Annotated in this window: 15 protein-coding genes and 1 pseudogene; 11 read left to right on the top strand and 5 right to left on the bottom strand. The window is 65.7% G+C overall.

What is annotated here, in order from left to right; all coding sequences use genetic code 11:
* Window positions 1–201: 201 nt before the first annotated feature.
* Complete coding sequence (locus tag AMYAL_RS0135820) at window positions 202–5406, bottom strand: type I polyketide synthase (protein ID WP_020636119.1); 5205 nt, start codon at window positions 5404–5406, stop codon at window positions 202–204.
* A gap of 491 nt (window positions 5407–5897) precedes the next feature.
* Here AMYAL_RS0135820 and AMYAL_RS46925 point away from each other — a divergent pair, with 491 nt between their 5' ends.
* From AMYAL_RS46925 to AMYAL_RS46920, 8 genes and pseudogenes are all read left to right on the top strand, one after another.
* Window positions 5898–6743 (top strand): SAM-dependent methyltransferase, encoded by an 846-nt coding sequence (locus tag AMYAL_RS46925; protein ID WP_039794658.1) that lies wholly within the window; start codon window positions 5898–5900, stop codon window positions 6741–6743.
* Window positions 6743–7882 carry a beta-ketoacyl reductase gene (locus tag AMYAL_RS0135805; protein ID WP_084702224.1) on the top strand — a complete coding sequence of 380 codons (1140 nt, stop codon included), beginning with the start codon at window positions 6743–6745 and terminating at the stop codon, window positions 7880–7882. The genes AMYAL_RS46925 and AMYAL_RS0135805 overlap by 1 nt, the downstream gene beginning before the upstream one ends.
* Window positions 7883–7885: 3 nt before the next feature.
* A pseudogene (locus AMYAL_RS50565) lies at window positions 7886–8089 on the top strand (IS30 family transposase); the annotation flags it as partial.
* A 598-nt stretch (window positions 8090–8687) separates the two neighbouring features.
* A complete protein-coding gene (locus AMYAL_RS0135800; RefSeq protein ID WP_039794656.1) occupies window positions 8688–9716 on the top strand; it encodes a family 2 encapsulin nanocompartment cargo protein polyprenyl transferase in 1029 nt (342 codons plus the stop codon).
* Window positions 9717–9727: 11 nt separating this feature from the next.
* Window positions 9728–10966: a cytochrome P450 gene (locus AMYAL_RS0135795; protein ID WP_020636114.1), complete on the top strand. Its 1239-nt coding sequence runs from the start codon at window positions 9728–9730 to the stop codon at window positions 10964–10966.
* On the top strand, window positions 10963–11583 hold the full coding sequence (locus AMYAL_RS0135790; protein ID WP_020636113.1) for an HAD family hydrolase: 621 nt from the start codon (window positions 10963–10965) through the stop codon (window positions 11581–11583). Before AMYAL_RS0135795 ends, AMYAL_RS0135790 begins: the two co-directional genes overlap by 4 nt.
* Window positions 11573–13207, top strand: a complete 1635-nt coding sequence (locus AMYAL_RS0135785) for a prenyltransferase/squalene oxidase repeat-containing protein (protein WP_020636112.1) — start codon at window positions 11573–11575, stop codon at window positions 13205–13207. Before AMYAL_RS0135790 ends, AMYAL_RS0135785 begins: the two co-directional genes overlap by 11 nt.
* Window positions 13208–13612: 405 nt before the next feature.
* Window positions 13613–14014, top strand: coding sequence for an ArsR/SmtB family transcription factor (locus AMYAL_RS46920; protein WP_020636111.1), 402 nt, complete (start codon window positions 13613–13615; stop codon window positions 14012–14014).
* A gap of 88 nt (window positions 14015–14102) precedes the next feature.
* On the opposite strand, the gene AMYAL_RS0135775 is transcribed toward AMYAL_RS46920, so the two are convergent.
* From AMYAL_RS0135775 to AMYAL_RS0135760, 4 genes are all read right to left on the bottom strand, one after another.
* On the bottom strand, window positions 14103–14645 hold the full coding sequence (locus AMYAL_RS0135775; RefSeq protein WP_093976570.1) for a hypothetical protein: 543 nt from the start codon (window positions 14643–14645) through the stop codon (window positions 14103–14105).
* 148 nt (window positions 14646–14793) lie between these two features.
* A complete protein-coding gene (locus AMYAL_RS0135770) occupies window positions 14794–16101 on the bottom strand; it encodes an aminotransferase-like domain-containing protein (RefSeq protein WP_051137590.1) in 1308 nt (435 codons plus the stop codon).
* A gap of 31 nt (window positions 16102–16132) precedes the next feature.
* Entirely contained in the window at window positions 16133–17473 is a 1341-nt protein-coding gene (locus AMYAL_RS46915; protein WP_342364866.1) for a cytochrome P450, read from the bottom strand.
* Window positions 17474–17704: 231 nt separating this feature from the next.
* Window positions 17705–18550, bottom strand: coding sequence for a hypothetical protein (locus AMYAL_RS0135760; protein WP_020636106.1), 846 nt, complete (start codon window positions 18548–18550; stop codon window positions 17705–17707).
* A gap of 286 nt (window positions 18551–18836) precedes the next feature.
* Between AMYAL_RS0135760 and AMYAL_RS46910 the strand changes: the two genes are divergently transcribed.
* Genes AMYAL_RS46910 through dmpG form a run of 3 tightly spaced genes read left to right on the top strand, consistent with a single transcriptional unit; the run spans window position 18837 to window position 23847 of the window.
* On the top strand, window positions 18837–21899 hold the full coding sequence (locus tag AMYAL_RS46910) for an amino acid adenylation domain-containing protein (protein WP_051137589.1): 3063 nt from the start codon (window positions 18837–18839) through the stop codon (window positions 21897–21899).
* A gap of 26 nt (window positions 21900–21925) precedes the next feature.
* Window positions 21926–22828, top strand: a complete 903-nt coding sequence (locus tag AMYAL_RS0135750) for an acetaldehyde dehydrogenase (acetylating) (protein WP_209447265.1) — start codon at window positions 21926–21928, stop codon at window positions 22826–22828.
* Window positions 22822–23847: a 4-hydroxy-2-oxovalerate aldolase gene (dmpG, locus tag AMYAL_RS0135745; RefSeq protein ID WP_020636103.1), complete on the top strand. Its 1026-nt coding sequence runs from the start codon at window positions 22822–22824 to the stop codon at window positions 23845–23847. The genes AMYAL_RS0135750 and dmpG overlap by 7 nt, the downstream gene beginning before the upstream one ends.
* Window position 23848 lies beyond the last annotated feature (1 nt).

Below are 23848 nucleotides of genomic sequence, written 5' to 3'. Positions count from 1 at the left end.
AGGACACCGTGACGATGAGTTCGTGGACCGGCTCTGGACCCATGACCGCTGGCCTGGCGAGCAAGCTGTAGACGAGTATCGACGAACAAGATCGCCGCATCCGATGGCGATCTTCACGAAGTTCGACGAGCCGCTGCCTTTGGCGCAAACCGGTACCCGATTCCCTGAAGCCGCCGACCGGGTCGGCGACATACGGGTGGATCATGGCTTCCGTCGTGTTTCGGCGAAGTGCTCGGCGATGGCGGTCACCGTGGGGTGCTCCCACATGAGGGTGGGTGCCACAGGAACGCGGAGCCGTTTCGCCAGCGCACGGCGCAGCCCAGTGGACATGACGGAGTCGAAACCCATCTCGGTGAGGGGCATTCCGGCATCGACCTGTGTCGGTTCGACGCCGATCGCCGCGGCGACGGCCGCGGTGACTTCGCGATACAGATGCTTTCGTAGTTCGTCTCCGTCGAGCCGAGCCCAGTCTCCGCGTCCGGTCGACGCCGCCGGGGCTTCGGCAGGCGGGGCCAGGTCTCGCAGCACGGCCGGGCGAGCCACACTCGGGTCGTCCGGCAGGACCCGTAATACCGCTAGGTTGGCCGTGCGGTCGTTGATCCGCGCCAGGACCTTCAGCGCTCCGGCCGTGGTGATGTCCGCGGTGCCGCGCTCGTCGAGTTCGACATCGATCGCGGCGGAGGATGTCGACATGCCGGCGCCTCGCCAGCTTGTCCACGCGATGCTGACTGTGTCGTTGTGGCCTTCGGCCCGGCGGTGTGACGCCATCGCGTCGAGGAATGAGTTGGCCGCAGCGTAAGAGGACTGTCCAGGTAGTCCCAGCAGCTGTCCAGCGGAGGAGAAAAGTACAAGGAAGTCCAGCGTGCCCGGCGGGAACATTTCGTGCAGAGCGAGGGCTCCGGCGACCTTCGGGCGCAGAACGTCGTGGATCGAGGCGTCGGTCATGTCGTGCAGCATCTCGTTCCGTACCACTCCGGCGGCGTGCACGATTCCGAGTATCGGAGGCAGTTGCAGGTTGCTCGTCAGCAGTTCGTTCTTCAACCGGCCAGTGTCGGCGACGTCGCCGGATACCGTCCGGACCGTGATGCCGCGCTCTTCCAGTCGCCTGATTCGCGTGATGAGGCCACTGGTCGTGGGATCGAGCTTGTCACTCCAACGATCCCTTGCGGGCAGCGCTCGTCGGCTGAGCAAGACCAAACGGCGCGCCCCCTGCTTTCCCAGCCAGTGCGCGATTCGCATGCCCAAGGCCCCCAGACCGCCAGTGATCAGGTAGGTCCCTTCCGGGCGGCAGGAGATCAGTGGAGCCGAGCTACAGCCAGCATCGGCCGGTACGAGCCGTGTGCCCCATACCTTGCCGTCTCGGATGTGCAGTACAGGTTCGTCCGAAGGGGAGCGCAGGACTCTGGTCAGGATGGACAGATCCTCCGCGGTGGGGTGATCGGGCAGGTCGATGAGTCCGCCCCACAGGTCACCGTGTTCGGTCCTGGCGACCCGGGCGAGCCCGGACAAGGGAGCGTGTGCCAGGCCTGTGGCGGTACAGGCTTCGCCCATTCCCCGGGTCACACACCAGAGTCGGACTTTCCCGCGACCCAGCCGGTGGATCAGTCGGGTGACCGCCTGAGTGTTGGCGATGGCTTGATCGGCGACTGGTTCCGTGGTGTCGGGTGCGACAAAGACGATCGTTTCCGGGGCATGGTCGCCGGTCTCGTCGAGTCTGCCGAAAGCACGGACGTCCACGATTTCCTGACGAAGACGAGACGATAAGGCTTCGGCAAGCGGGGTGGTGCCGAGCACGCCGACCGAGCGCAGATGCTTGCCGGTTCTTCCGAGGTCGCAGGGGCGACGGGTCACATTGTGGATCAGCCTTTGCGGACAGACCGGTTCATGGGAGTCGTCAGACTCGAACTCGCCGTATCGCAGACCTGACAGTCGTGCCACCACCACCTGCTCGGTGGTATGGACGAGCACATCGACTGTGTCCGGTTCCTGTTCGGCCGGACGCAGGGATACTTCGATGAGTGCCACGTCCGGAGGCGGCCCAACCACCATGACTTCGTCGATGTGGGCGGGCATGCGCAGCCGTGGTGGATCCGGGAAGACCACCGAAGCGACGGAGAACGCCGAATCAAGCAACGCGGCCCAGGTCAGGGCCGGCAGTACGTTCCCGGGGTCGACGGTGATCTCGGCGCGGAGAGTTCCTTTTCCTCGGCGGAGGTCCTTGATATGCCAGGGAAAGCCCAACGCGGCGACTCCGAGTGAGGCCAGCCGGTTGATGACGAATCCGGGGTCCTCGGCTCGTTCAGGCGAGCGGGAGTGAGGCGCTGGTGGGCAAGCCTCGTCGGGTACTGGAGTGTGCAAGACAGCTTCTGTGTGAGTGAGCCAGGCAGTGCTCTTCTCGTCCTCGTTCGAGGTGTCCTCGGAGCGTGAGCTCAATCGCACGACTCGATCTTGCAGGACTACCTGGATCACACGAGGCGCCCCCACTGGAACCGGAGTGAGCAGTCGTACGTCACGGAGGATCGGTGCGGCGGTTTCTGTGGCTAAGAAGGTGTTCAGCAGTACGGCTGCGGGGATGATTTCGGTGCCCTGCACTGGGTGACTGCCAGGGTAAGGGCGGCTGGTCTCGTCCAGCCGAGTGCTCCACATCCGGCCCCGGGTGGTGCCGAATACGTCGGCGTGGACTCCCAGCAAGGTGTGCGAATCGGGATCGTGGCCGCTGGTCACGCCGATCGTCGGGACGGACGGCTCGGCCAGGTGGGGGCGGTGATTCCACGCTGTGACGGGTAGTTCGGCCAGGGGCGCGGCGGGGAATACGCGGTTCCAGTCGACACGGACACCGTGACAATGCAGGGACCCGAGGTTGGCCAGGAGAGTGGGTCGGTCGGGTTTGCCGCGTCGCAGGGTGTGTGCCGTGGCGCCACCGGCTTCCCCTGCCGCTTCGATGATTTCCTCCACGGAATGGGTGACCACGGGATGTGCCGAGACTTCCAGGAAGACCCGGTGCCCGTCGTCAAGGGCCGCCGTGACCGCTGCTTCGAATCGGACCGGTTCGCGCAGGTTGGTCGCCCAGTACCGGGCATCGCGAGGAGACTTGCTTCTGGGGTCCTCGAGAGCCGTGGAATAGAGCGGAACGAGTGCCGGCCTCGGCCTCAGGTGCGCCACGGCGCAGGCCAACTCGGCGGCGGGCGCGGACATGTGGTGGCTGTGGAACGCGACGTCGGAGTCGATTCGTCGGACGGAGATCCCTTCGGATCGCCAGATCTCGAGTAGCTCGTCCAATGCCGCCTGATCACCTGAGATCACCGAAGTGCTCGGTGATGTGGCGATCGCGGCAGCGATCTGTGGCGAGCCGGCGAGCCGCTGGGCGGCCTTGTCGAACGGCAGGCTCACCATCGCCATCGCGCCTTTGCCCGCCACCTGCGGCAGGCGCCGTGATCGGCGGGCAGCCAATACGGCACCTTCCTCGGCGCTGAGGACCCCGGCCGTGACCGCGGCGGCGATCTCGCCGACCGAATGGCCGATGACCGCCGCGGGGCGCAGCCCATAGGAGCGCCACACGGCGGCGAGGCCGAGTTGCACCGCGAAGATCGTCGCCTGGACACGGTCGACGCCGCCCAGGTCCGGTTGCCGCAGCACCTCGCGGGGTGACAGACCCATTTCTCGCAGGAACACAGCGTCGATCTCGTCGAGGGCCTCGGCGAAAGCGGGCTCGCTGCCGAGCAGTCCTGCGCCCATTCGGGGCCACTGGGCTCCGTGGCCGGAGAACACCCAGACAGCGTTCGTGTCGGGTGCCGGCCGCCCCAGGGGCCCGGCCAGCACGTCGTTCGACGGCCGCCCTTCGGCCAGCGCACGCCAGCCGCGGAGCAGCTCATCCCTGTTTCGCGCCATGACGACCGCTCGTGCCGGCATGTGCGTCCGGTTCATGGCGAGTGTGCGTCCTGTCGCGAGGAGATTGTCGTCCTCGGCATTTTCGAGCCAGCCGGCGAGCCGGGTGGCTTGGGCCGCGACGCCGTCGGGCGTGGCGTGGGAAACCGGATAGGGGCGGATTTCGGTGTCCAGGTGGGGGTGCTCACGTGGTGGTCGTCGAGGCGGCTCTTCCAGAACGAGGTGGGCGATGGTTCCGCCGTAGCCGTAGCTTGCCACTCCCGCTCGGCGGGGGTGGTCAGTCGTGGGCCAGTTGGTGAGACGATCGACGAGCCTGAGGCTCAAACCCGCCCAGTCGATCCTGGGACTTGGTCCGGTGGTCAGACAGGTGGCCGGTATCCGCCCACGGTTCAGCGCGAGGACTGTCTTGATCACTCCGGCCACCCCTGCGGCGGCTTCCAAATGCCCGATGTTGCTCTTGACCGACCCGATCAGGCAAGGTCGTGCCTCCGGGCGCCCCACGCCCAAAACCGTTCCGATGGCGGAAGCCTCGACGGGATCTCCGGCCGGAGTGCCCGTGCCGTGCGCTTCCACGTAGTCGACCGTCTCCGGGGCCACACCGCAATGTCGGTAGGTACGCCGCAGCAGACTTTCCTGCGCCTCGCGGCTCGGGGCCATGATGCCGTCGGTCCGGCCTTCCTGCGCAACGGCACTGCCCCGGATCACGGCGAGGACGCGGTGGTCGTCACGGTAGGCGTCCGACAGCCGCTTGAGAACGAGGACACCGCAGCCTTCGCCACGCCCGTAGCCGTCCGCGGCCGCGTCGAATGGTTTCGACCTGCCGTCCGGGGCAGTCGCGCCCGCGGCGTCCAGCACCACCGACAAGGCCGGGCCAGCCATGAGCATGACACCTCCGGCGAGTGCCATGGGAGCTTCTCCGAGCCGGAGCGTCTGGCATGCCTGATGAATAGCCACCAGGGAGGAGGAACACGCGGTGTCGACCGCGACACTGGGCCCATGAAGGTCCAAGGCGTGCGAAGTCCGGTTTGCCACGCCGCACAGTGCCGCGCCGATCCCGGTCCACGCCTCGATACCGGGCAGATCCTCCAGGAGACGCCGCCCGTAGTCGTTGGACCCGACCCCGACGAAGACCCCGGAGTCGGTGTGCGCGTCGGCCGGGGGTATCCCGGCGTTTTCCAGCGCCTCCCAGGCGACTTCCAGCATCATGCGCTGTTGCGGATCCATCTGCCGGGCTTCTCGCGGGGTGATCCGGAAGAACTCCGCGTCGAATCCGGCGATGTCTGCGATGAAGTGGCCGACATTGGTCGTTCCGCGCAGGACCGCCGCGCTATCGGGGTTCTGCGTGGCGTACCTATCCCAACGACCCTCGGGGACCGGGCCAACCGATTCACGTCCGGCGACCATGAAGTCCCAGTATGTGGCCGGTGAGTCGATCCCGGCGGCGAACCGGCAGCTCATGCCGATGATGGCGATCGGCTCGAGGAAAGCTCCGTTGTCGTCAGGAGTGGCTTGTTCAGGCACGATCTGCTCCCCTCGAAGGCGAAATTCGGTCGCCGGCCTGCCTCACAGGCGGGGCGATGGGATCTGGATCGGCCTGAAATCTCCACGGATTTCGGTAACTCTCAGCTCCACACTCTCGACGCAGCCGCCATGATCGCCACTTCAGCAAGCAATCAGAAGTCCCGTTGTGGCCCATTACACGGAATCGTAACGGAATGGGGTGGCCGCTGCTGTCATCGTACTTCTGTACGGGCGCGGTCTGCGAGCTGCTGCTCCGTGAGGGGGGACAGCGCGTCGCGGAATTCATGCCGGTGGCCTACCTTCGGCGCCGACCGACGAAAGAAAATGACCCTGGTCGGAAAACGGCACCCACGTCGGATCGAAGGACAGGGTTCGGATGTCGGGGGAGGGACGTGCTGAGGACGTACCCGGCCTGATTGCGAGCGACGAAGTCGGGGCGGTCTCGACGTCCAAGGGGTTTCTGGTGGTAGTGCCCAGGAGGTGGTGACACGATGGTGAACACGCGTGGGACGGACAGCAGGGGAGTGAGTGCTACTGCGCTTACGGCTGCGGCGGCCCGATGGGCGGAGTCGCATCGGAAGGATCGAATGCTCGACGATCCCCTGGCGGGTGACTTCCTGGCCGCTGCGGGCTGGAAGACGTCTGAGCGGGGACCGCTGGCTGGCGTATTGGGAGATATGTTCGCGGTGCGCACTCGGTTCCTGGACAAGCGGTTGCTGCGTTTTGTCCGGCACGGAGGTCGGCAGGTAGTGGTTCTGGGTGCAGGGCTGGATACCCGCGCGTTCCGGCTGGACTGGCCGACAGGGGTGACCGTGTTCGAACTGGACCGGCCCACGTTGCTGCGCTTCAAAGAGGCGACGCTCGCCAAGGGCGGGCGGGTACCGGGGTGCCGCCGGGTGGTGATGGATGCCGACCTCGCCGAGGACTGGGTTCCCGCGCTGGTGGATGCGGGGCTGGACCCGGGTGAACCGGTGGCATGGCTGGTCGAAGGGGTGCTGCTGTACCTTTCCGGCGAGCAGGGCGACCGCTTGATCGGTGCGCTGAGTGAACTCGGCGGTCACGGCACCGTGCTGTTGGTCGAACACATGAACCGGATCACCCAGATCGAGCAGCCGGGCTGTGAGGTTGCTGATCAGGTGGCGTCGCTGGGGGAGCCGTGGCTTTCCCATCTCGATGATCCGGCCGGCTGGCTGTCCCGGTTCGGATGGGAGTCCGAGGTGCGCGATATTCGGGAATTGGCGGTTTCCTACGGCCGGCCCGTCCCGCCGATCGTGGACGACGAAGATCTGCGCGGCCGGATGATCTGGTGCGTGGCGGCGGCTCACCAAGGTGGGTGATGATGAGACCCGCGACAACATCAACGGCATGGGCGCTCACAAGCTGCCCCGCCCTCTTCGGCGGCGCGTTACAGCCGTGGTCGGCGGCGTCTGGGGCGTGGCCCGGACAGCCCCGGAGCACCTGCTGTGCTCGATGCTCTCGAGGCAGTCGGAGCCGAAGCCACCGCACTCGCAGTGACGTCGCCAACGCCTCCGCACTGCGTCGCGTCCTGCAGCATCTCCGCGCCGATGGCCGACCCATCAAGGGCGTCATCCATGTCGCCATGGTGCTCAGCGATGCCGAACTGGCGGAACTCGACGAGACGGGCATCCGCGCCGCCCTCGCTCCCAAGATGCACGGGGCCTGGTCGCTCGACGCGCTCACCCGCGACGACCCCCTCGACTTCTTCGTCAGCTACTCCTCGATGACCGCCACCGTGGGAAACGCCAAACAAGCCAACTATGCCGCGGGCAACCTCGCCCTGGAAGCGCTCGCCCGCGCCCAGCGTCGCGCCGGCCGCCGTTGTGTCGCCATCGGCTGGGGCGCCATCGGCGAGACCGGGTACGTCGTACGCAACGACCTGTACGGCGCCGTGCGGCACGCAGGGCTGAAACCTGTACATCCGGACGAAGCGTTCGAAGTACTCGATCGCAACCTGACCGGCGATAGTCCGGTGCTCGTCGCCGGACGATTCGACTGGAACCGTCTGCAACGCGTACTGCCGATTGTGTCCAAGCCCCGCTTCGAGGCCGTCAACCCCGACGGCAGTCACGACGACGTCGGCCCGGGCAGCCTGAGAGAGCGCATCGCCGCCGCAGCACCCGAACAGGCGCTGCCTCTCGTCGCCGACGTCGTAGCCGAGGTCATCGCCAAAGCACTGCAAACCGACCTCGGACGCCTGCGTCGCGATCGCGGGCTCGACCAACTCGGCCTCGACTCTCTCATGGCCGCCGAAGTCGTCGTCGCCATCCGAGATCGCCTCGCCTACAACGCGACTACCTTGGAGATCACCAACGCCGCCGGTATCACCGACCTCGCCCGCCACATCTTGGACAGGATGCACTCCGCGCAGCCCACTGTGCCCGCTCCTCGCGCTGAACCGAACGCCGCATACGCGAGTCAGACACCGGACTTCGACCCTCACGTCCGAGGTAAGTGAGGGGAGAACACGAACGGCCTTGTTCGGCAGTACTTCCCGAAGTTCACCGACCTGTCGGGCTACTACCCGGACTACCTCGAGTTCGTCGCAGTCGAACTCAACAACCGGCCACGCAAACGCCTCGGATGGCGCAGCCTGGGCGAAGCACTCGATCAACTACTCTCTCAGTCAGACAGCAATCCACCCGGCGTTGCGTCGACCAGTTGAATCCGCCCACAATTGCCCGCCGGAAAACCGGTCCTGAGCTCGATGTGCCCAGTGGAGGTCACTGACATCGCGCCCAGTCGCCAGCACGCGCGGTCGTGGAGATTCCCTCAGTTCCAGCTCGACACCCCGATGGCAGCGTTCAGTCGTGCTACGAGGCCCCGGGTTCGGGTGGGGGCACGGGTTTAACGGCAGCCGGCTTGCTGGGCCCTGCCGGATGCGGCGAGTAACTGGTTCTGATAGGCAGAACTGCCAAAATTCCCTGGGTGGGTGACTCGCGTTCTCCCCCATGTCGGTGTCCATTGAGTGCGGCCGGTAGCGAACGACCGGTCGCCTGCGACATTCAGTGACTTTTGCACAAACAAGGTCGCTTGCATGTCCGGGTGGACGTTATGGTCAGGTGCGACAGCCGCATTCACCATCTTCGATCCCCATTTCGTTATCGCCACCGAGGCAATTAGCGCGAAAGTGGCTGACCGTTATCGCCGCTGGGGTAATTACCACGGGAATGGAGGGCTAGGTGCGCCACACGCTACGAGGTCAAGGGGCGGATGCCGCGGCGGGCGGGACCGGCCGCGGTACCGCGCCTGGCGCGGGTGGGGTGCGGATTCCGGTGCCCAGGTCGGAGCCGGCGATTTTGACTCAGGTTCGTGGAGTGCTGGATCCGGGTTTGCGTGCCGCGGTGGATCGGCTGCCAGAGCCGGTTCGCACGGTCGCCGGCTACCACTTTGGCTGGTGGGACGAACGCGGTGAGCAGGCTGATGCCAGTGGTGGCAAGGCGTTACGCCCGGCACTGGTGTTCGGCTGCGCTCAGGCTGTCGGGGGCGATGTCACAGATGCGGTTGCCGGAGCCGTGGCGGTGGAATTGGTGCACAACTTCTCGTTGCTGCACGACGACATCATGGACGGTGATCACACTCGCAGGCACCGCCGGAGCGCGTGGGTGGTGTTCGGCAGCCCGCACGCGGTCCTGGCGGGAGACGCGTTGGTGTCGCTGGCTCTGGAAGTGCTGGCCGAGGCTCCGCATCCGGCGGCAGGCCAGGGGCTGCGGATGGTCTCGGGCGCGATCGCCGCACTGATCCAGGGCCAGAGCATGGATCTGGACTTCGAGACCCGGGCGGCGGTCGATCTCGCGCAGTGCCTGTCGATGGCGCATGGCAAGACCGCCGCGCTGCTGGGCTGCGCCTGTGGGCTGGGTGCGCTGCTCGGCGGAGGCACCGGACGGCAGATCGAGTGCCTCTCGGAGTTCGGTCGCCACCTCGGTATGGCCTTCCAGCTGATCGATGACCTGCTGGGCATCTGGGGTGATTCACAGGTCACGGGCAAGCCGGTCTTCGCCGATCTGCAGCGCCGCAAGAAGTCCCTGCCGGTGGTCGCCGCCCTGAACTCACACAGCACGGCGGGCGCGGAGCTGGCCGAGTTCTACTCGCTTGACCGGCCGCTCACAGCACCGGAGTTGACGCACGTGGCCCACCTGATCGAGGCCGGCGGCGGGCGGGAGTGGGCTCGTGTTGAAGCCGATCGGCAGGTCCACGAGGCGCTGGCCCGCCTGGACCAAGCCGAGCCCGCTCCGGGGCCCGCCGATGAGTTCGCGGCCCTGGCCGGCCTGATCCTCCGTCGCGATCACTGAAGGGAAGGCAGATGAGCCTGCACGACAGGTTCGCCGAGGTGCGGTCCGGGCTACAGCTGAGGATGCGCGGCGCGCGCAGTGAGATCGTCACCGATCCGGAACCGGAGTGGGCCACCGGTTTCCATCGCATCCAGGACGACCTGCGCCAGCGTCGCCCAGTCGCGCGCACCGAGCGGTTCGGCGGTGCGTGGCTGGGCACCCGGTACGAGGACGTCTCGGCGACAGCGCACGACGCCGAGTGTTTCTCCTCCCGCGCGTTCGTGGTCGGCAACGTGCGCCCGCCACTGGGGGCGGCACCGGTCGGGGTGCTGCCCCCGGCGTCGTCCGACCTGCCGTTCCATCGCGGCGCACGACGGCTGCTCTCGTCCGCGTTCTCCCGGGCCTCCGTCGCCCGCCTGGAGCCGGTGACGCGCGCGTACTGTCACGGGCTGATCGACGCGCTCGCCGGCCGGGATCAGGTTGAGGCCGTCAGTGAGTACACCCAGCTGATCCCCACCCACCTGATGGTGACACTGCTCGGGTTTCCCGAGCAGGACGCGCCGCGGGTGCAGCATTTCGCGACCAGTACGTTGCAGGACGTCAATGTCTCGGCCGAGACACGCAGCGACCGCGCGGGCGAGCGCCTGACCTACCTGCCGGCCCAGATCCACGACCACCTCGACCACCCGAGGGACGATCTGACCACCCGTGTCCTGGAAGCTGAACTGAACGGGCGCGAGCTCGATCCGCTGCATGTCTACGGCACGTTAGCGGCGCTGCTGGTCGCCGATATCGACACCACGGCCAGCGCTATCGGCGCGGCACTGTTGCACCTGGCCACGACCCCGGCCGACCGGGCCCGCCTGGTGGCGGAGTCCGCGTTGCTGCCGACCGCCGAGGAGGAGTTGCTGCGGGCGCACGCGCCGGTGATGACGGCCCGGCCGGTGACCCGGGACATGCGCTGGCGGGACGCGGACATGAAGGCCGAGGACTGGGTCCTGATGTCCTTTCCCTCGGCCAATCGTGACCCGGCGGAGTTCGACCGGGCGGACAACCGGCACGTCGCGTTCGGCCTCGGTATCCACCGCTGTATCGGAGCCCACCTTGGCCAGATGGAATTGCGGGTGGCACTGGAAGTGCGGCTCGAGCGGTTCCCGGAATTCAGCCTGCCCGATCCGTCCACAGTGACCTGGACAGCGGGACAGGTCCGCGGCCCCAAGACCCTGCCCATCCACATCGGACCGGCTGCCCCCGCGGGTGGGCAGGCATGACCCTTTCCCCCGACACCGGGTCGTATCGGGCGCTGATCTTCGATTTCGACGGAACCCTCGTGGACACCGGTGACGTCAACGTGATCGCCGTCCAGGCCGCGCTGACCGAGCACGGCTGCCCCGGAATATCACTGGACTGGCTGCGCACAGTCAACCTGGGCGATCTGTCGGAGCTGCGCTACCGCCTGAGGCACGAGCAGGCGACCGAACTGCGCTGCACCGATGACCAGCTGTGCACCAGCGCCAGCGCGCAGTGGCGGCCTCGCGCCGGCATGGTGCGTGAGATCGCCATCGTGGCAAAAGTCCTGCGTGCCGCCACCATTCCGGTCGCCGTCGCATCCGTCAACGACATCCGGAATGTCCGCGCCGGCCTGGCGGCCACCGGCCTGCTACCGCTGATCAACACCATCGTGACGCGAGCAGACGTAGCCCGGCTCAAACCCGCACCGGACGCCTACCTGCTCGCGGCCGAACGGCTGGCCGTGCCACCGCGGGACTGTCTGGCCTTCGAGGACACCGAGCACGGCATCCGCGCCGCCCGCGACGCGGGAATGGACGTCGTGGATGTCCGGCCATACCTGGCCGATGATCACCGGGAGGTACCGCATGCGTTGTGAACCCGCCACCGGCACCCGCTACCACGACATACCCCTCGACCCCGGCGCCTTCTCCACCGGCCTGGCCGCGCTGGCCCGGTCGGTCGCGGGCCGTGTCGACAACGAGGGCGCACTGCGTGATCACTGCCGCAGCAGGGTGCTCGAATCGGCGTTGGCGCTGCGCCTGCTCGAACGCGTCCCCGCCGCCACCGAACCGGTGAACCTCCACGCCCTGCGGGCATTCCTGACCGACCACACCACCAGCCCAGATGGGCTGGACCGCGTGCTGGCCGACCTGGCACTGGGCACGCACGCCGCGCTGCCCGACGAAGCCATCGAGGCCGTACTCGACCACGCCCCCGAATTCACCCGGGGACGGAAACGAGCCCTGCTGCACGGGCTCGTGCGGCTGCTGGCCGCCACCACGGACGACTCGCGCGCCGAACTCGAATCCTCGCCCGGGGCATTTGACCTGCGTGGCCTGCATCCCTGGGCCAAGACACAGGTCACCGCCGTCAAAGTCGTCCTGGCCGCCACCTCCGGCAGGATCGACCTGGTCACCGAGACCGACGTGAACCGGCTGAAGCGAACCCAGCGGCACCGGGGAATCTGGGAAGGCAACGTGCTGATCCACCTCTGGGTACTGCACGCCCTGGCTTATCTGCCCGGCACCGAGCCGGAGATCGCCGACGGCATCACCCGGCTCGCGCCGCACCAGCGCCCGGACGGTGGTATCCCGTTCATCACCGACACCGACACCTGGACGACCGTCACCGGAGGCATCGCACTGGCCACCGTCGGCGGCCTGGAATCGACCTGCGCTGCCCTGCGCGAGCACGTCCTGCGACAGCAGAAACCCGACGGTGGCTGGTCTGTCACCGACACCGCCGAGGTCACCGACGTCGACGACATCTCGGTGGCGTTGCAGTTCCTGCACCTAACCGGCGATCCGGCCGTCCGCGGCGCCGTCGAGTCCGGCTGGCGGGCGCTGGCCGACGTGGCCGGCGAGGAAGGCGGCTACCCGACCTACGTCAAGGGTGCACCCTCGGAGGCGAGCATGACCGTGGCCGCACTGGACGCCCTCACCCTCCAACCGCTACGCCACCGCGAAGCCCTCCGTCGTGGCCTGAACTTCGTGGTCGAGCAGCAACGCCCGGACGGCTCGTTCCCACCGGACTGGAGCAGCAGCCGCTGGCACACGATCTTCCGCGCCGTACTCATGGCCACCCGCCCTGGGCTGCCCCCGGTACCCGGAACAGACCAGATGGTCCGCAAAGCGGTCGACCTGGCTCTGAGCACTCAGCACCCGGACGGCGGCTGGGGACAGCAAGACGGGGACCGCAGCGATCCGGTGAGCACCGCCTACGGCCTGATCACCGTATGTGGCACGCAACCGGACCCCCAGCCTGCCGCCGCCGCCGCGAGTTACCTGCTGGCCCACCAGCGCCCCGACGGTACGTTACCGACGAAACCCGACGTCATCGGACCACGCCCCTTCGTCTTCTACGTGCCGCTGGTCGCTGACATCTTCTGCCTGCTCTCCCTCGCCCACCTCCACCAGCGCACCAACCATCACCACACCGTCCCGGCGCAGGCCGGCCATCCGCAGACCAGGACCGACCGGATGGACAGGCGGGGTCCGTAACACGAACGGCACCTCTCGAATAAAGCGGAAAAGACTTCGAGGCCTGCTCCCAAAGCGATGATTTCAACCACGACAATCCACAATAATGTTGCGCGGAAACTGGGTGCCGCGAACGCGTCGTCAGCTTAGATGTCAGTCGTTTCACACGCGAGAGGCAAGTGATGAGGAGAACAAAGTCGTGGGGCAGTGCCATAGTATTGGGCGGCGGCTTCGCTGGCCTGCCGACTGCTCGCGTGCTGTCCGACCATTTTCGCCAGGTCGCCGTAGTGGAGCAGGATGGCGAACCCGGTCCTGAACACCACCCAGGGTTCCGCAGTCCCATTATCCACACGCCCTGCTGGCGCGTGGCGCGAATCAGATGGAGGAATTCTTTCCCGGACTTCGAGCCGAGTTGCTCGCCGAGGGGTGCCCGGTCACGTCGAGGTCCGGCTGGACGGCCGGGGTCTGACCCTGCTGCCGTCGGTCTTCTGGACCGGTCCTCCGCTGGCTGGCCCATACCCGGACGGGAACGTCCTCGTCTACCCGGCCCTGACACCTCTGCCACTGATAGACCATGCCACCACGAGTACACCTCTGGCTGACCTTCTCGGCCGCGGTCGCGCGGCAGTCCTCGAACACCTCACCCAACCCCGGACCACCACCATCCTCGCCCGCGACCTAGGCATGGCCAAATCGACGATCTCCGAACACGCCAAAACTCTGCGGCACTCTCATCTGATCACCACCCGCCGCGACGGCAAGGCCGTCTGGCACACGTGCACCCAGCTCGGGCTCAACCTCCTGCGGCAGTGCAACGGATACCAATAACCGACGCACCGGGTCCAGGTTCATTCTGCCGCGCGTCGCCACATGGTGGCCTGTTCGGTGCCAGCGCAGGACGGGGGCAGGGCTGTGCTCAGAAACAGGGCGGGTGGTTCCACCAGGGCGAGGTCCGGGTGTCGGTGTACCGCAGTTGGTAGGCGGGGCGTTCACCGCGCCAGCATGCGGCGAGTTCGCTGAACAGGCTCACGCACGCTGCGAAGCTGCGTTGATCGTCCCATGTGGCCGCTGTCTCGGCTGTGGTACGAGCGAGGGGTTCCGCGGTGTGGGCGAAGTCGAGGATCGCCTGGACGACGATGGCTGCCCATGTGGTTCCGCGGGCTTCGGTGGCTGCGGTTGTGCTCCGATGTGAGAGGGGCCGGCTGGTGGCTGCCGCGGTCCGGGCCAGTTCACGCGCGAGGAGGTATTCGACGGTTTCGGCGTTGCGCTGCCTGCTGTTCCACTCGGCCGGTGCGGTTCGCGCGGCTGCCAGTCCGCACGCGCGTGCGAGCCCGAGACCGTCCCACAGGGCGTGCAGAACGAGCTGCGGTACCGAGGGCGAGAGCCCCGGCAAGGAGGTCGTCAGGCGTGCCAATGCCGAGGGCAGTTCGTCGGGGGTGGTGGGGGAGGCGTCGGGCACCGCCTGATTGTTCACCTAGGGCGACCGATTCGACCACGCAGGGCTACCTCGCGGGAGGGGGGAGAGAGAATGACCCATTGCGAGGGCTGAATGGCAGCTCCGGGGGGGGGGCGACCCCACGGGTGGTGGTGGTGCACAGTTGGCCCCACTAGGTTTGCGACCGTGCGGTCGTCAAGGCGGCTAGACGACGCAGCCCCTCGTCGATGTCGTCGAGGGTGAGATCGCTGCACGAGAGCCGGAGCTGTGCTTGCCCACCCTCCCCGTCATAGAAGTAGCTCATGGGGGTCCAGAGCACTCCGAACTCACGGGCCGACTTCTCGAGCAGCGTGTCGTCCGCTGGGAAGGGCATGCTGACGACGACGAAGAAACCGCCATCGGGTGCCTTCCACCCTACACCTGGCACATCCCCAAAGTGGTGATCCAGACCTTTCAGCAACCGCTCGAGGTTCCGGCGGTAGAGCGAGATCTCGGCGGTGTTGGATCGCAGCAGGCTGCCGTCGTTTTCCAGCAGTTTTCCGGCTACGATCGCTTGGCCCATCGACGACGTGTTCACGGTGAGCGCGCCCTTGAGCTTCGCCAGCTCGTCCGCGAGCAGCGAGTTCCCGCCGCGATCGTGAAACACGGGCTGATCCGCCACGATGTAGCCGACCCTGGCCGCGGGGAACACCGTCTTCGCCATCGAACCGAGGTACACCACCTGGTGCTCCGGGTCCAGGGCCTTGAGCGTCGGCGGTCGTCTGCCGGTGGTGCGGAACAGGCCGTAAGGATTGTCTTCGAGCAACAGGATGTTCTCCGCGTCCGCGACTTCCAGCAGTTCGTGGCGCAACGCGGTCGGCATCGTCACTCCCGCTGGGTTGGCGAAGTCCGGAATGATGTAGAGCGCCCGAGGGCGCAGCCCCTCGCTCCGGGCGGAACGCACTCGTTCTCGGAGCGCGGCCACATCGACGCCGTCCACGCCGCCGTCGACCGACAGCACCGGCATGTCCAACAGCCTTGCCGCTCCGGTCAGCCCCATGTAGGTCGGCGAGATCGCCAGGACCGCATCGCGCCGGTCCCGTGACAGCGTTCGCAGCACCAGGAAGAGCGCCTCTTGACAGCCCACCGTGACCACGATCGACTCCGGGGCGACCTCGATCCCCTCATCCACGTGAAGGTTGCGCGCGATGAGGTGCTGTATGAAGCCTTTGGGGCTGCCGTACTGGAAAAGTACGTCCCGGACGCCGGCTTCGCCGTAGTGGAGATCGTCGATCAAGTGACTGACGAACCGGCTCAGGTAGCGGTGCAACGCGGGGACCTCGAAAGACACGTCCGACGGACGGCCCAGCGCGAACGAGATCGCCTCCGGATAGCGGCCGGCGACCTCGGTGAGGAACCCCATCGAGGTGACGGCTGGATCGGATAACGACCGGTGCAGGGTGTCTGACCGCAGCACCTGGTTCTTTGGTTCCCTGCTCATATGCTTGCCCCCGCGTGGGTGGTTCGGAAGATCAGTGCTCAGGAGGACCAGAGCGGCGCTGGCTTGCGACAAGCGTGAACGGTCCCGTACCGTAAGTGAACGCGACCTTCGGCTTGCTCAGCCGCCCGCCGTGCTGTGGAGACAGCCGCCACCGTTGAAGAAAGATGGCGAGCGTCGTCATCAGCTCCGCCAAGGCGAATTCGTTGCCGATGCACTTACGGGTGCCCATGCCGAAAGGTATGTAGGCGCCTCTGCCGGGGGTCGGCGCCCCGGGCAGCCACCTGGTGACGTCGAAGACCTCGGGACTCGGGAAGAGCTCGGCGTCGTGATGATTGGCGAATGCGCTGATGTACACCTCACTGCCGGCCCGGAGCAGGACACCACCTAGCTCGGTCTCATTCGGGACGTAACGGGACACGAGCCACAGGGGTGGGTACAGGCGCAACGTCTCGGACACGACTGCGCTGAGCAGCGGCAGTTCCTGGAGGTCCTGATGCCTGGGGGCCCGATTCGCCAGTACGCCCTGCAGTTCCGCCGCCACCCGCCGATCGAGTTCGGTGTCCTTCGCGAGGACACGCAGAGCCCACGACAGCGTCTGCGCCGTCGTTTCGCTGGCCGCGCTGATGAGAGTGACCACCTCGTCGTGAACCTGAGACTCCGACATGGTCTTGCCGGTGTCGTCGTCCCTGGCCTCGAGAAGGGCGGACAGGATGTCGTCATAGGTCTCGTCACCGGCGGCGTGATCGGCGATGAGCTGGTCAGTCACCCGATGAATGGTCGCGAGGTCGCGGGTGTACCGACGGTTGGCGGCCGTGGGCAGCCGATGCAACCAGGGCATCGGCAGCGTTGCTCGCCTACCGATGCCCCCGACGACGCTGGGGTAAAGAGTCATGAAGTCTCTCGTGGCGTTTGAGCCCAGCTTCCCCGAGAACAGGCATCGCGACAGAACCGCGGACGAAATCTGGTACGCGACACTGTCGATGCGAACCTTTTCACCTTCTCGCCATGACGACGTGATCTCTTCGACCGTCTCGCGCATGGCGGCGATGTAGGCCGGGAACCGTGAATGATGGAACAGCGGTTGCATCAATCGACGTTGCCGATGATGAAGACTTTCGTCGGTCGTGGTGGACAAGCCGTTTCTGCCCAGGGCTCGGGCGGCATTGATGACCGGGCCCCCCTTGGGGAAATTGGCGCGCTGGCCAGTGAGGACCTCGTGTGCCAGCACAGGGTCGTTGACGAAGTAGACCCGCCGGTTGCCATGGCGAAACTCCACGATGTCACCGAGTTCGCGCTGCTGCCGGAGAAACGTCAACGGATGGACAAGAAGGTGCCAAGCATTCCCCACCAAAGGTAGCCGCCAGGGCGACACTCCCAACTTGGCGACGTGGTTTCCTCTATGTGATGACCTCACAAAACAGCTCCCCGAAGGTCGACCTGCGACGTGGCTTCTGTTGCGATTCCCCTGGTGGGGCCACCCGTACTGGGTCTGCGGTGGCCCCGAAGGGTCAGACTCCCTGTCCTTCCCGCAAGTTACGGACGTCGTCACATCCTGTCACCGAAGCGGGTAGCGCTGGTCCGCGCTGCCGGAAGGACCGGGAGGTCACCGATCTTCCGCGGCGACTCGCCAGATCTCGGCGACGAAGTATTCGGTCAGCTTCGCGGTGCCGATTGCCTGCTGAAGATTCACTCCGGCCTCGACGGCCTCCTCGGCGATGGCGATCAACCTGTCAAGTGTGGCCGGACGCTCCACGTACTTGGCGAAGTAGTCCACCACGGGCCGAGGCAGTCCGCCGGGATGGTTCTCCAGCGCCGGCGTCAGCAATACGCAAGTTTGGTGCCATAGTGAGATGTCAAGGTACGCCATGAGCGCGAACTCCGCGGCATTGCGATAGCCCGCCATCCACGTGATGAACCCCACGTACGAGTACGGGATCGCGTTGACGTTGAGGTGTTCGCCGGGAAAGCGCTCCGGCGGGGTGCCGTAAGACAAGGCCGCGGCATGGGCCAATTGCTGATCGGCGCGAAGAAGCTTGACCAGGTCCAGCAGGGCATCCGCGGTTTCGGGACGGTCGGCGTACTTGATCGCGGCGGCGGTGACCGGTCCCAGCAGCCCGGCCAAGCCTTTGTCTTCGATCTGAAGCAGGGTGTGAATATTGGCTTCGGTCAGCTTGCCTTCCTGAGCCTTGACGAGGAAGTCATTTTTGACGGCAACGTCTTTCAACGACGCGACGAGTTCGTCGGCCGCCAGCCGAACGTCGCTTTTGCTCTTCTGCGACTGCTCCACTTTATCGGGTACGTCCAGGGTTGCCATGTTCGCTTCCTCCACGTCCTGACGATGGTCCCTACGGGTATTGAAGGTGTCGATGATCGCTTCCGCGACCTCAAGAACACCGATTTCACCCTGACTTGACTGTTCCGTGTCGTCGTACTTGTGCGGGCGGGTCATCGCTCCCCGTTTCCCTGTCGGTACATCGCCTATGCCGTTCGGCTGGCCGGGACCAGCCGTTTCGAGTAAGGCGCCGTACTCGTGCCGGGCTAAGATCCGAGCCTCGCTTCCTGCGTAGGGGTCGATTCTCCTTGTCCAGTATGAGTGAACCACGTCGCCGATCAACCCGTTGTTCCGCGAGACGAAACACAGGAACTTCATGTCCCGTGGCGCGGAACAACGGCCGGACGAAGCGTGGAGGGATGTCTAGTATCAGCAATGGTTCGAATGAAGGGGTTACGTGACTATGGTGGCCGAGTATGGCAAAGACCTTCGAGAGCAGATTTCCGAATGGAACGACACGAAGACTTGCTATCCACGACACGCGACTCTGCACAGACTGTTTGAGGAGCAGGTGAAGCAGGTCCCGGATCTCCCTGCGATCACCGGTGACGACTTCACCGTCTCGTATCGGCACTTGAATCGCATGGCGAATGCCATTTCGTCGCGGTTGATCGCCGCGGGGATCACGGTCGGCGATCACGTCGGGGTCGCTGCGCGCACGTCAATCGCGGCCATCGCCGCGATTCTGGGGACACTCAAGGCCGGTGCGGTCTACGTGCCGCTCGACCCCGCGTTGCCGCGCTCTCGCCTCGCGAGCATGTGTGAGCAGGCCCGAGTGCGAGTGGTACTCGATGAGCCAGGCAAGGCACTCCGGGGCAGTGAGGAGTGCAGGAAGGTTTCCTGGCGAGTGCCTCCCGCGGATGAGCGGGAAGTGAATCCACAGGTGGCGGGCCCGGATGGCGGAACGACCGCCTACGTCATGTTCACCTCCGGCACCACCGGGCAGCCGAAGGCGGTGAGCGTGCCTCACCGGGTTCCGGCTCGTCTGGTGGTCGGCTGGGATGGGCTGGCAGTCGGACCTGACGACGTGTGGCTGGGGACGTCGAGTCTGGCATTCGACGTGTCCTGCATGGAAGTCTTCGGCGCACTGCTCAACGGGGCTCGTTTGGTGTTGATCGATCCGCATGTCCTGCTGTCACCGAACTTGTTCGCACAGAAGCTCGAAGCCGAGCGAGCCACGATTCTGGTGCTCAGCGCCGGTGTGTTCAATGAGATCGGCTCGCACCGGCCGGACATGTTCGCCCGGTTGCGCTACCTGATCTCGTGCGCCGATGTGATCAACCCGGCGGTCGTTCGAGCGGTACTCGACCGGGGGAGGCCTCAATGTCTCGTCAACTCATGCGGCCCGACCGAGACCGGGATCGTGTGCACGTGGCAGGTCGTCGAACACGTGGAGGCGGGAACCACGGTGCCGATCGGACGGCCGACCGCGAACTCCACCAGCTACGTCGTCCGGCCGGACGGAAGTCTGGCAGGTACCGGAGAGCCCGGCGAACTGTGGTCCGGCGGAGATGGCCTGGCCGTCGGATATCATGGAGATCCCGAGCGGACGGCGGAGCGGTTCGTCACCAACCCGTTCGTCGACCTGATGAGATCTGATCAACGGCTCTTCCGTACCGGCGACAAGGTCAAATGGCTGCCTGACGGCTCCCTCGAGTTCCTCGGCCGCATCGACCGGCAAGTCAAGATCAACGGCTATCGCATCGAACTTGGCGAAGTCGAGGCGGTCTTGTCGACCCATCCGCAGGTCAGCGGTGTCGTCGCCGACATCAGGCCGTCGGCGTCCGGGCATGACCGGCTTGTCGCGTGGGTCGCATCGGTGCGTGAACCGGTCTTCGACGAACCTCCCTGTGGCGATCACGCACCCTTCACCGACATGCTTTCCGAGTATGTCCGGGACCGGCTGCCGGGATTCATGGTCCCGGCCCAGATACTGGTTTTGGACGAACTGCCGTTGAACAGCAACGGCAAGGTGGACCGATCCAGGCTGCCGTCGCCGGAGCCCGCGACACTCTCTGTCAGGTCGGCTGCGGAGTTCGCCTCGAGCACCGAGCGCACGGTTGCCGAGGTGTGGGGGGATCTGCTCACGGTGGGGCCGCTGGGGCCACACGACGACTTCTTCGCCCGTGGCGGGCAGTCGATGCAGTTGGTGCAAGCCGTCGCTTCCATACAGGAGAGGCTCGGCATACGAGCCGAGCAAGGGCCGGCCCTGGTCGGAGCGATGCTTGAAGGACCCTCGGTGCGGAACTTCGCGCACGCGGTCGATCGTGCCGCCATCGGCACCTCCGCTCTTACCAATGGACGGCACCGGCCGGATCTGTGGGCCGAGGCGCGCCTGCGCGACGATCTCGACTTCGGGCTGCCGGTGGTCGCGGACCTCATGAGTCCTCGAAATATCTTTCTCACCGGCCCCACCGGGTTCCTCGGTCCTTTTCTCCTCGATCGGCTCATCCGGGACACGAACGCCACGATCCACTGCCTGGTTCGCGCGCAGGACGCATCGGCCGCGAGAACTCGCCTCGTAGCCGGGCTTCGCCGCTACGGTCTCTCTGGCGACATCGTCGGAAGTCGGGTTGTCGCGTTGCCCGGCGATCTTTCCCAGGCTGACTTCGGCCTGCCTCGGCGCGTGTTCGACAAGTTGTGCGGAAACGTTCAAGTGATCGTCCACAACGGAGCGCACGTCAACTTCGCCTATCCGTACACAGCCTTGCGGCCGGCGAACGTCGACAGTATGCACACGGTGCTTCGGTTGGCCACTACTCACAGGCGCAAGGCCGTGCACCTGGTGTCCAGTATCAGTGCCCTGTCCGGAAAACGCTTCGTCTCCGAGGATGAACCTCTGCCGGATCCCAGCGGGCTCGAGACGGGATACACACAGACCAAGTGGGTTGCCGAGCGCCTTCTCAGCCAGGCCTTCACCCACGGATTGCCCGGCAGCATTTACCGTCCGCACGAGATCAGCGGCACGACAGGTCGCGGGATTTGGAGTACCGGCACGCAACTGACCGCCCTTATGAAGACGGCTGCGGAATCAGAGATCGCACCCGCGGTGCGTTATCCACTGAATCTCGTACCGGTTGACTTCGTCGCAGACGCACTGATGCATCTTGTTCGCTGCGAGCACCCCCGAGGCCGCGTGTTCCACGTGACCAACGGACAGCCCGCCGACTCCGCCCTGCTCATCGAACGACTGCGTGCCAGGGGTCGTTCGGTGACCGAGCTGCCCTACGAGGAGTGGGCTCGTCGTTGCGTGGACGAATCACTCGCTGATCCGACGTTCCCCTTGACCCCGTTTCTCCCCTATCTGACGGCCAGACCGGAGAATCTCTCCAATCCGGTGCCGGCCCACGGTCGAACCAATTTTGAGGCCGCGCTGTCCGAGGGAGGGCCGGAATGCCCACCCGTCGACACCGGCATGATCGATCGTTACCTCGACTATCTCGAGGGCTGCGGCTACATCACCTGATCCATGACCCGCGACGGAGGATTCGAGTGACAACGAGGAACAGAGAGCGTGCCCGGCCCACTCCGGTTCGCATCGGAATAGTCGGCACGGGTGCGTTGGGGACGGACCTGCTGTGCAAGGTACTGGGTTCGAGATTCCTGCGGTGCGTGTTGTTCGCGGGTCGTCGACCTGACTCTCCTGGGCTGTTGGAGGCGACCCGCCGCGGTGTCCCCACGAGTATCGAGGGAATCGACGCCGTCCTCGACCACATCGACGAGATAGACATGGTGCTCGACGTGTCGACCGCTGACGGCGCTGCCCGGCACTGGCGGGCTCTCGAGCCGACGGGAAAGTCGTTCATAGACCTCACGCCTGCGAAGCTCGGCAAATTCTGCATCCCAGTGCTGAACCTGGCCGAGTGCCTGGAGCTCCAGTACGCGAGCATGGTCACCTGTGGTGGCCAGGCCGCGGTCCCCATGGCTCGAGCCATATGCGACGCGACGGACGGCCTCGACTACCTGGAGATCGTTTCCACCACCTCGTCGGCCAGCGTGGGACCCGCCACGAGGGCCAACATCGACGAGTACGTCGTCGCGACCGAGAACGCGACCCGCCAGTTCTGCCACACGAACGAAACCAAGACGATACTGGTCTTGAATCCGGCCAAGCCAGGTGTGGTGATGCGCAACGCCGTGGCGGCGACGACATCGAAGAAGATCGACCTTGACCTGCTGCGCAAGCGCGTCTCCGAGATGGAGACCAAGATCCGGTCGTACGTGCCCGGATACCAGGTCGTCGTCCCACCCGTGTCCTCAGGCAACACGGTGCAGTTGACCTTGCGAGTGGAGGGTCTCGGGGACTGGCTGCCCGACTACGCGGGAAACCTGGATGTGATCTCCTGCGCCGCCGTCGCGTTGGCGGAGGAGCGAGCGAGGGAGCTGACATGGTGAAGCATGGTGAGGTACCGGTCACCATCTGCGACTCGACCCTGCGGGACGGAAGTCACGCGGTCGCTCACCAGTTATCGATCGAGGACATCAGAACGTACTCACAGGCCGCCGATCGCGCCGGTGTCGACGTCGTCGAGGTAGGCCACGGGAACGGACTCGGAGCCTCGTCGATCCAGATCGGCCTGGCGGCCGTGGACGACCTGACGATGCTTCGTACGGCCAAAGCACAGCTGCGAAACGCACGGCTCGGAGTGATGTCACTCCCGGGGTTCTCCTGTATCGAGCGGCATCTCAAACCGGCGATCGACTGCGGCGTCGACGAAGTCCGGGTGGGTGCTCACTGTACCGAGGCGAACGTCACCCAGCAGCAGATGACGCTTCTCGATTCCATGGGGGTGGAGGTCAAAGGCATCCTGCTGATGACACACATGATTTCCGCCGACGAATTGCTCGCGCAGGCGAAGCTGATGCAGGGCTACGGCGCGAAGGCGGTGATCCTTATGGATTCGGCCGGCGCCTACACGCGTTACGACGTGCAGGAGAAGGTCGGTACACTGGTCGACCGGTTGAACATCGAGGTCGGGTTTCACGCGCACAACAACCGCGGTCTCGCCGTAGCCAACGCCTTGACCGCGATCGAGTCGGGGGCGTCGATCATCGACGTCACCGCTCGCGGGTTCGGCGCGGGTGCGGGCAACGCGGCACTGGAGTTGCTGGCGGCGAACGTTCGCAACTCGGCGATCAAAACCCGGCTGAGGTTCTTCGAATCTCTCGACGCGGCGGAGTTGGCGCATTCCACGTTCGTGAAGCGGGTCCCCACGAACGACGCGATCACCATCACCAGCGGGATAGCCGGTGTCTTCTCGGGATTCGCCGGTCCGACGAGGAAGGCGGCCGCGAAGTTCAAAGTGGATCCTCGTCAGATCTTGATGAAGCTGGGTGAGCGCAGAGTGGTGGCAGGCCAAGAGGACGTCATCCTCGAAGTCGCCACATCGATTTCCGCCGGACAGGAGCAGTGAT

Origin of the sequence: Amycolatopsis alba DSM 44262 (assembly GCF_000384215.1) — a bacterium.
Taxonomy (GTDB): Bacteria; Actinomycetota; Actinomycetes; order Mycobacteriales; family Pseudonocardiaceae; genus Amycolatopsis; species Amycolatopsis alba.
This window is presented reverse-complemented; position numbering and strand designations above follow the sequence as displayed.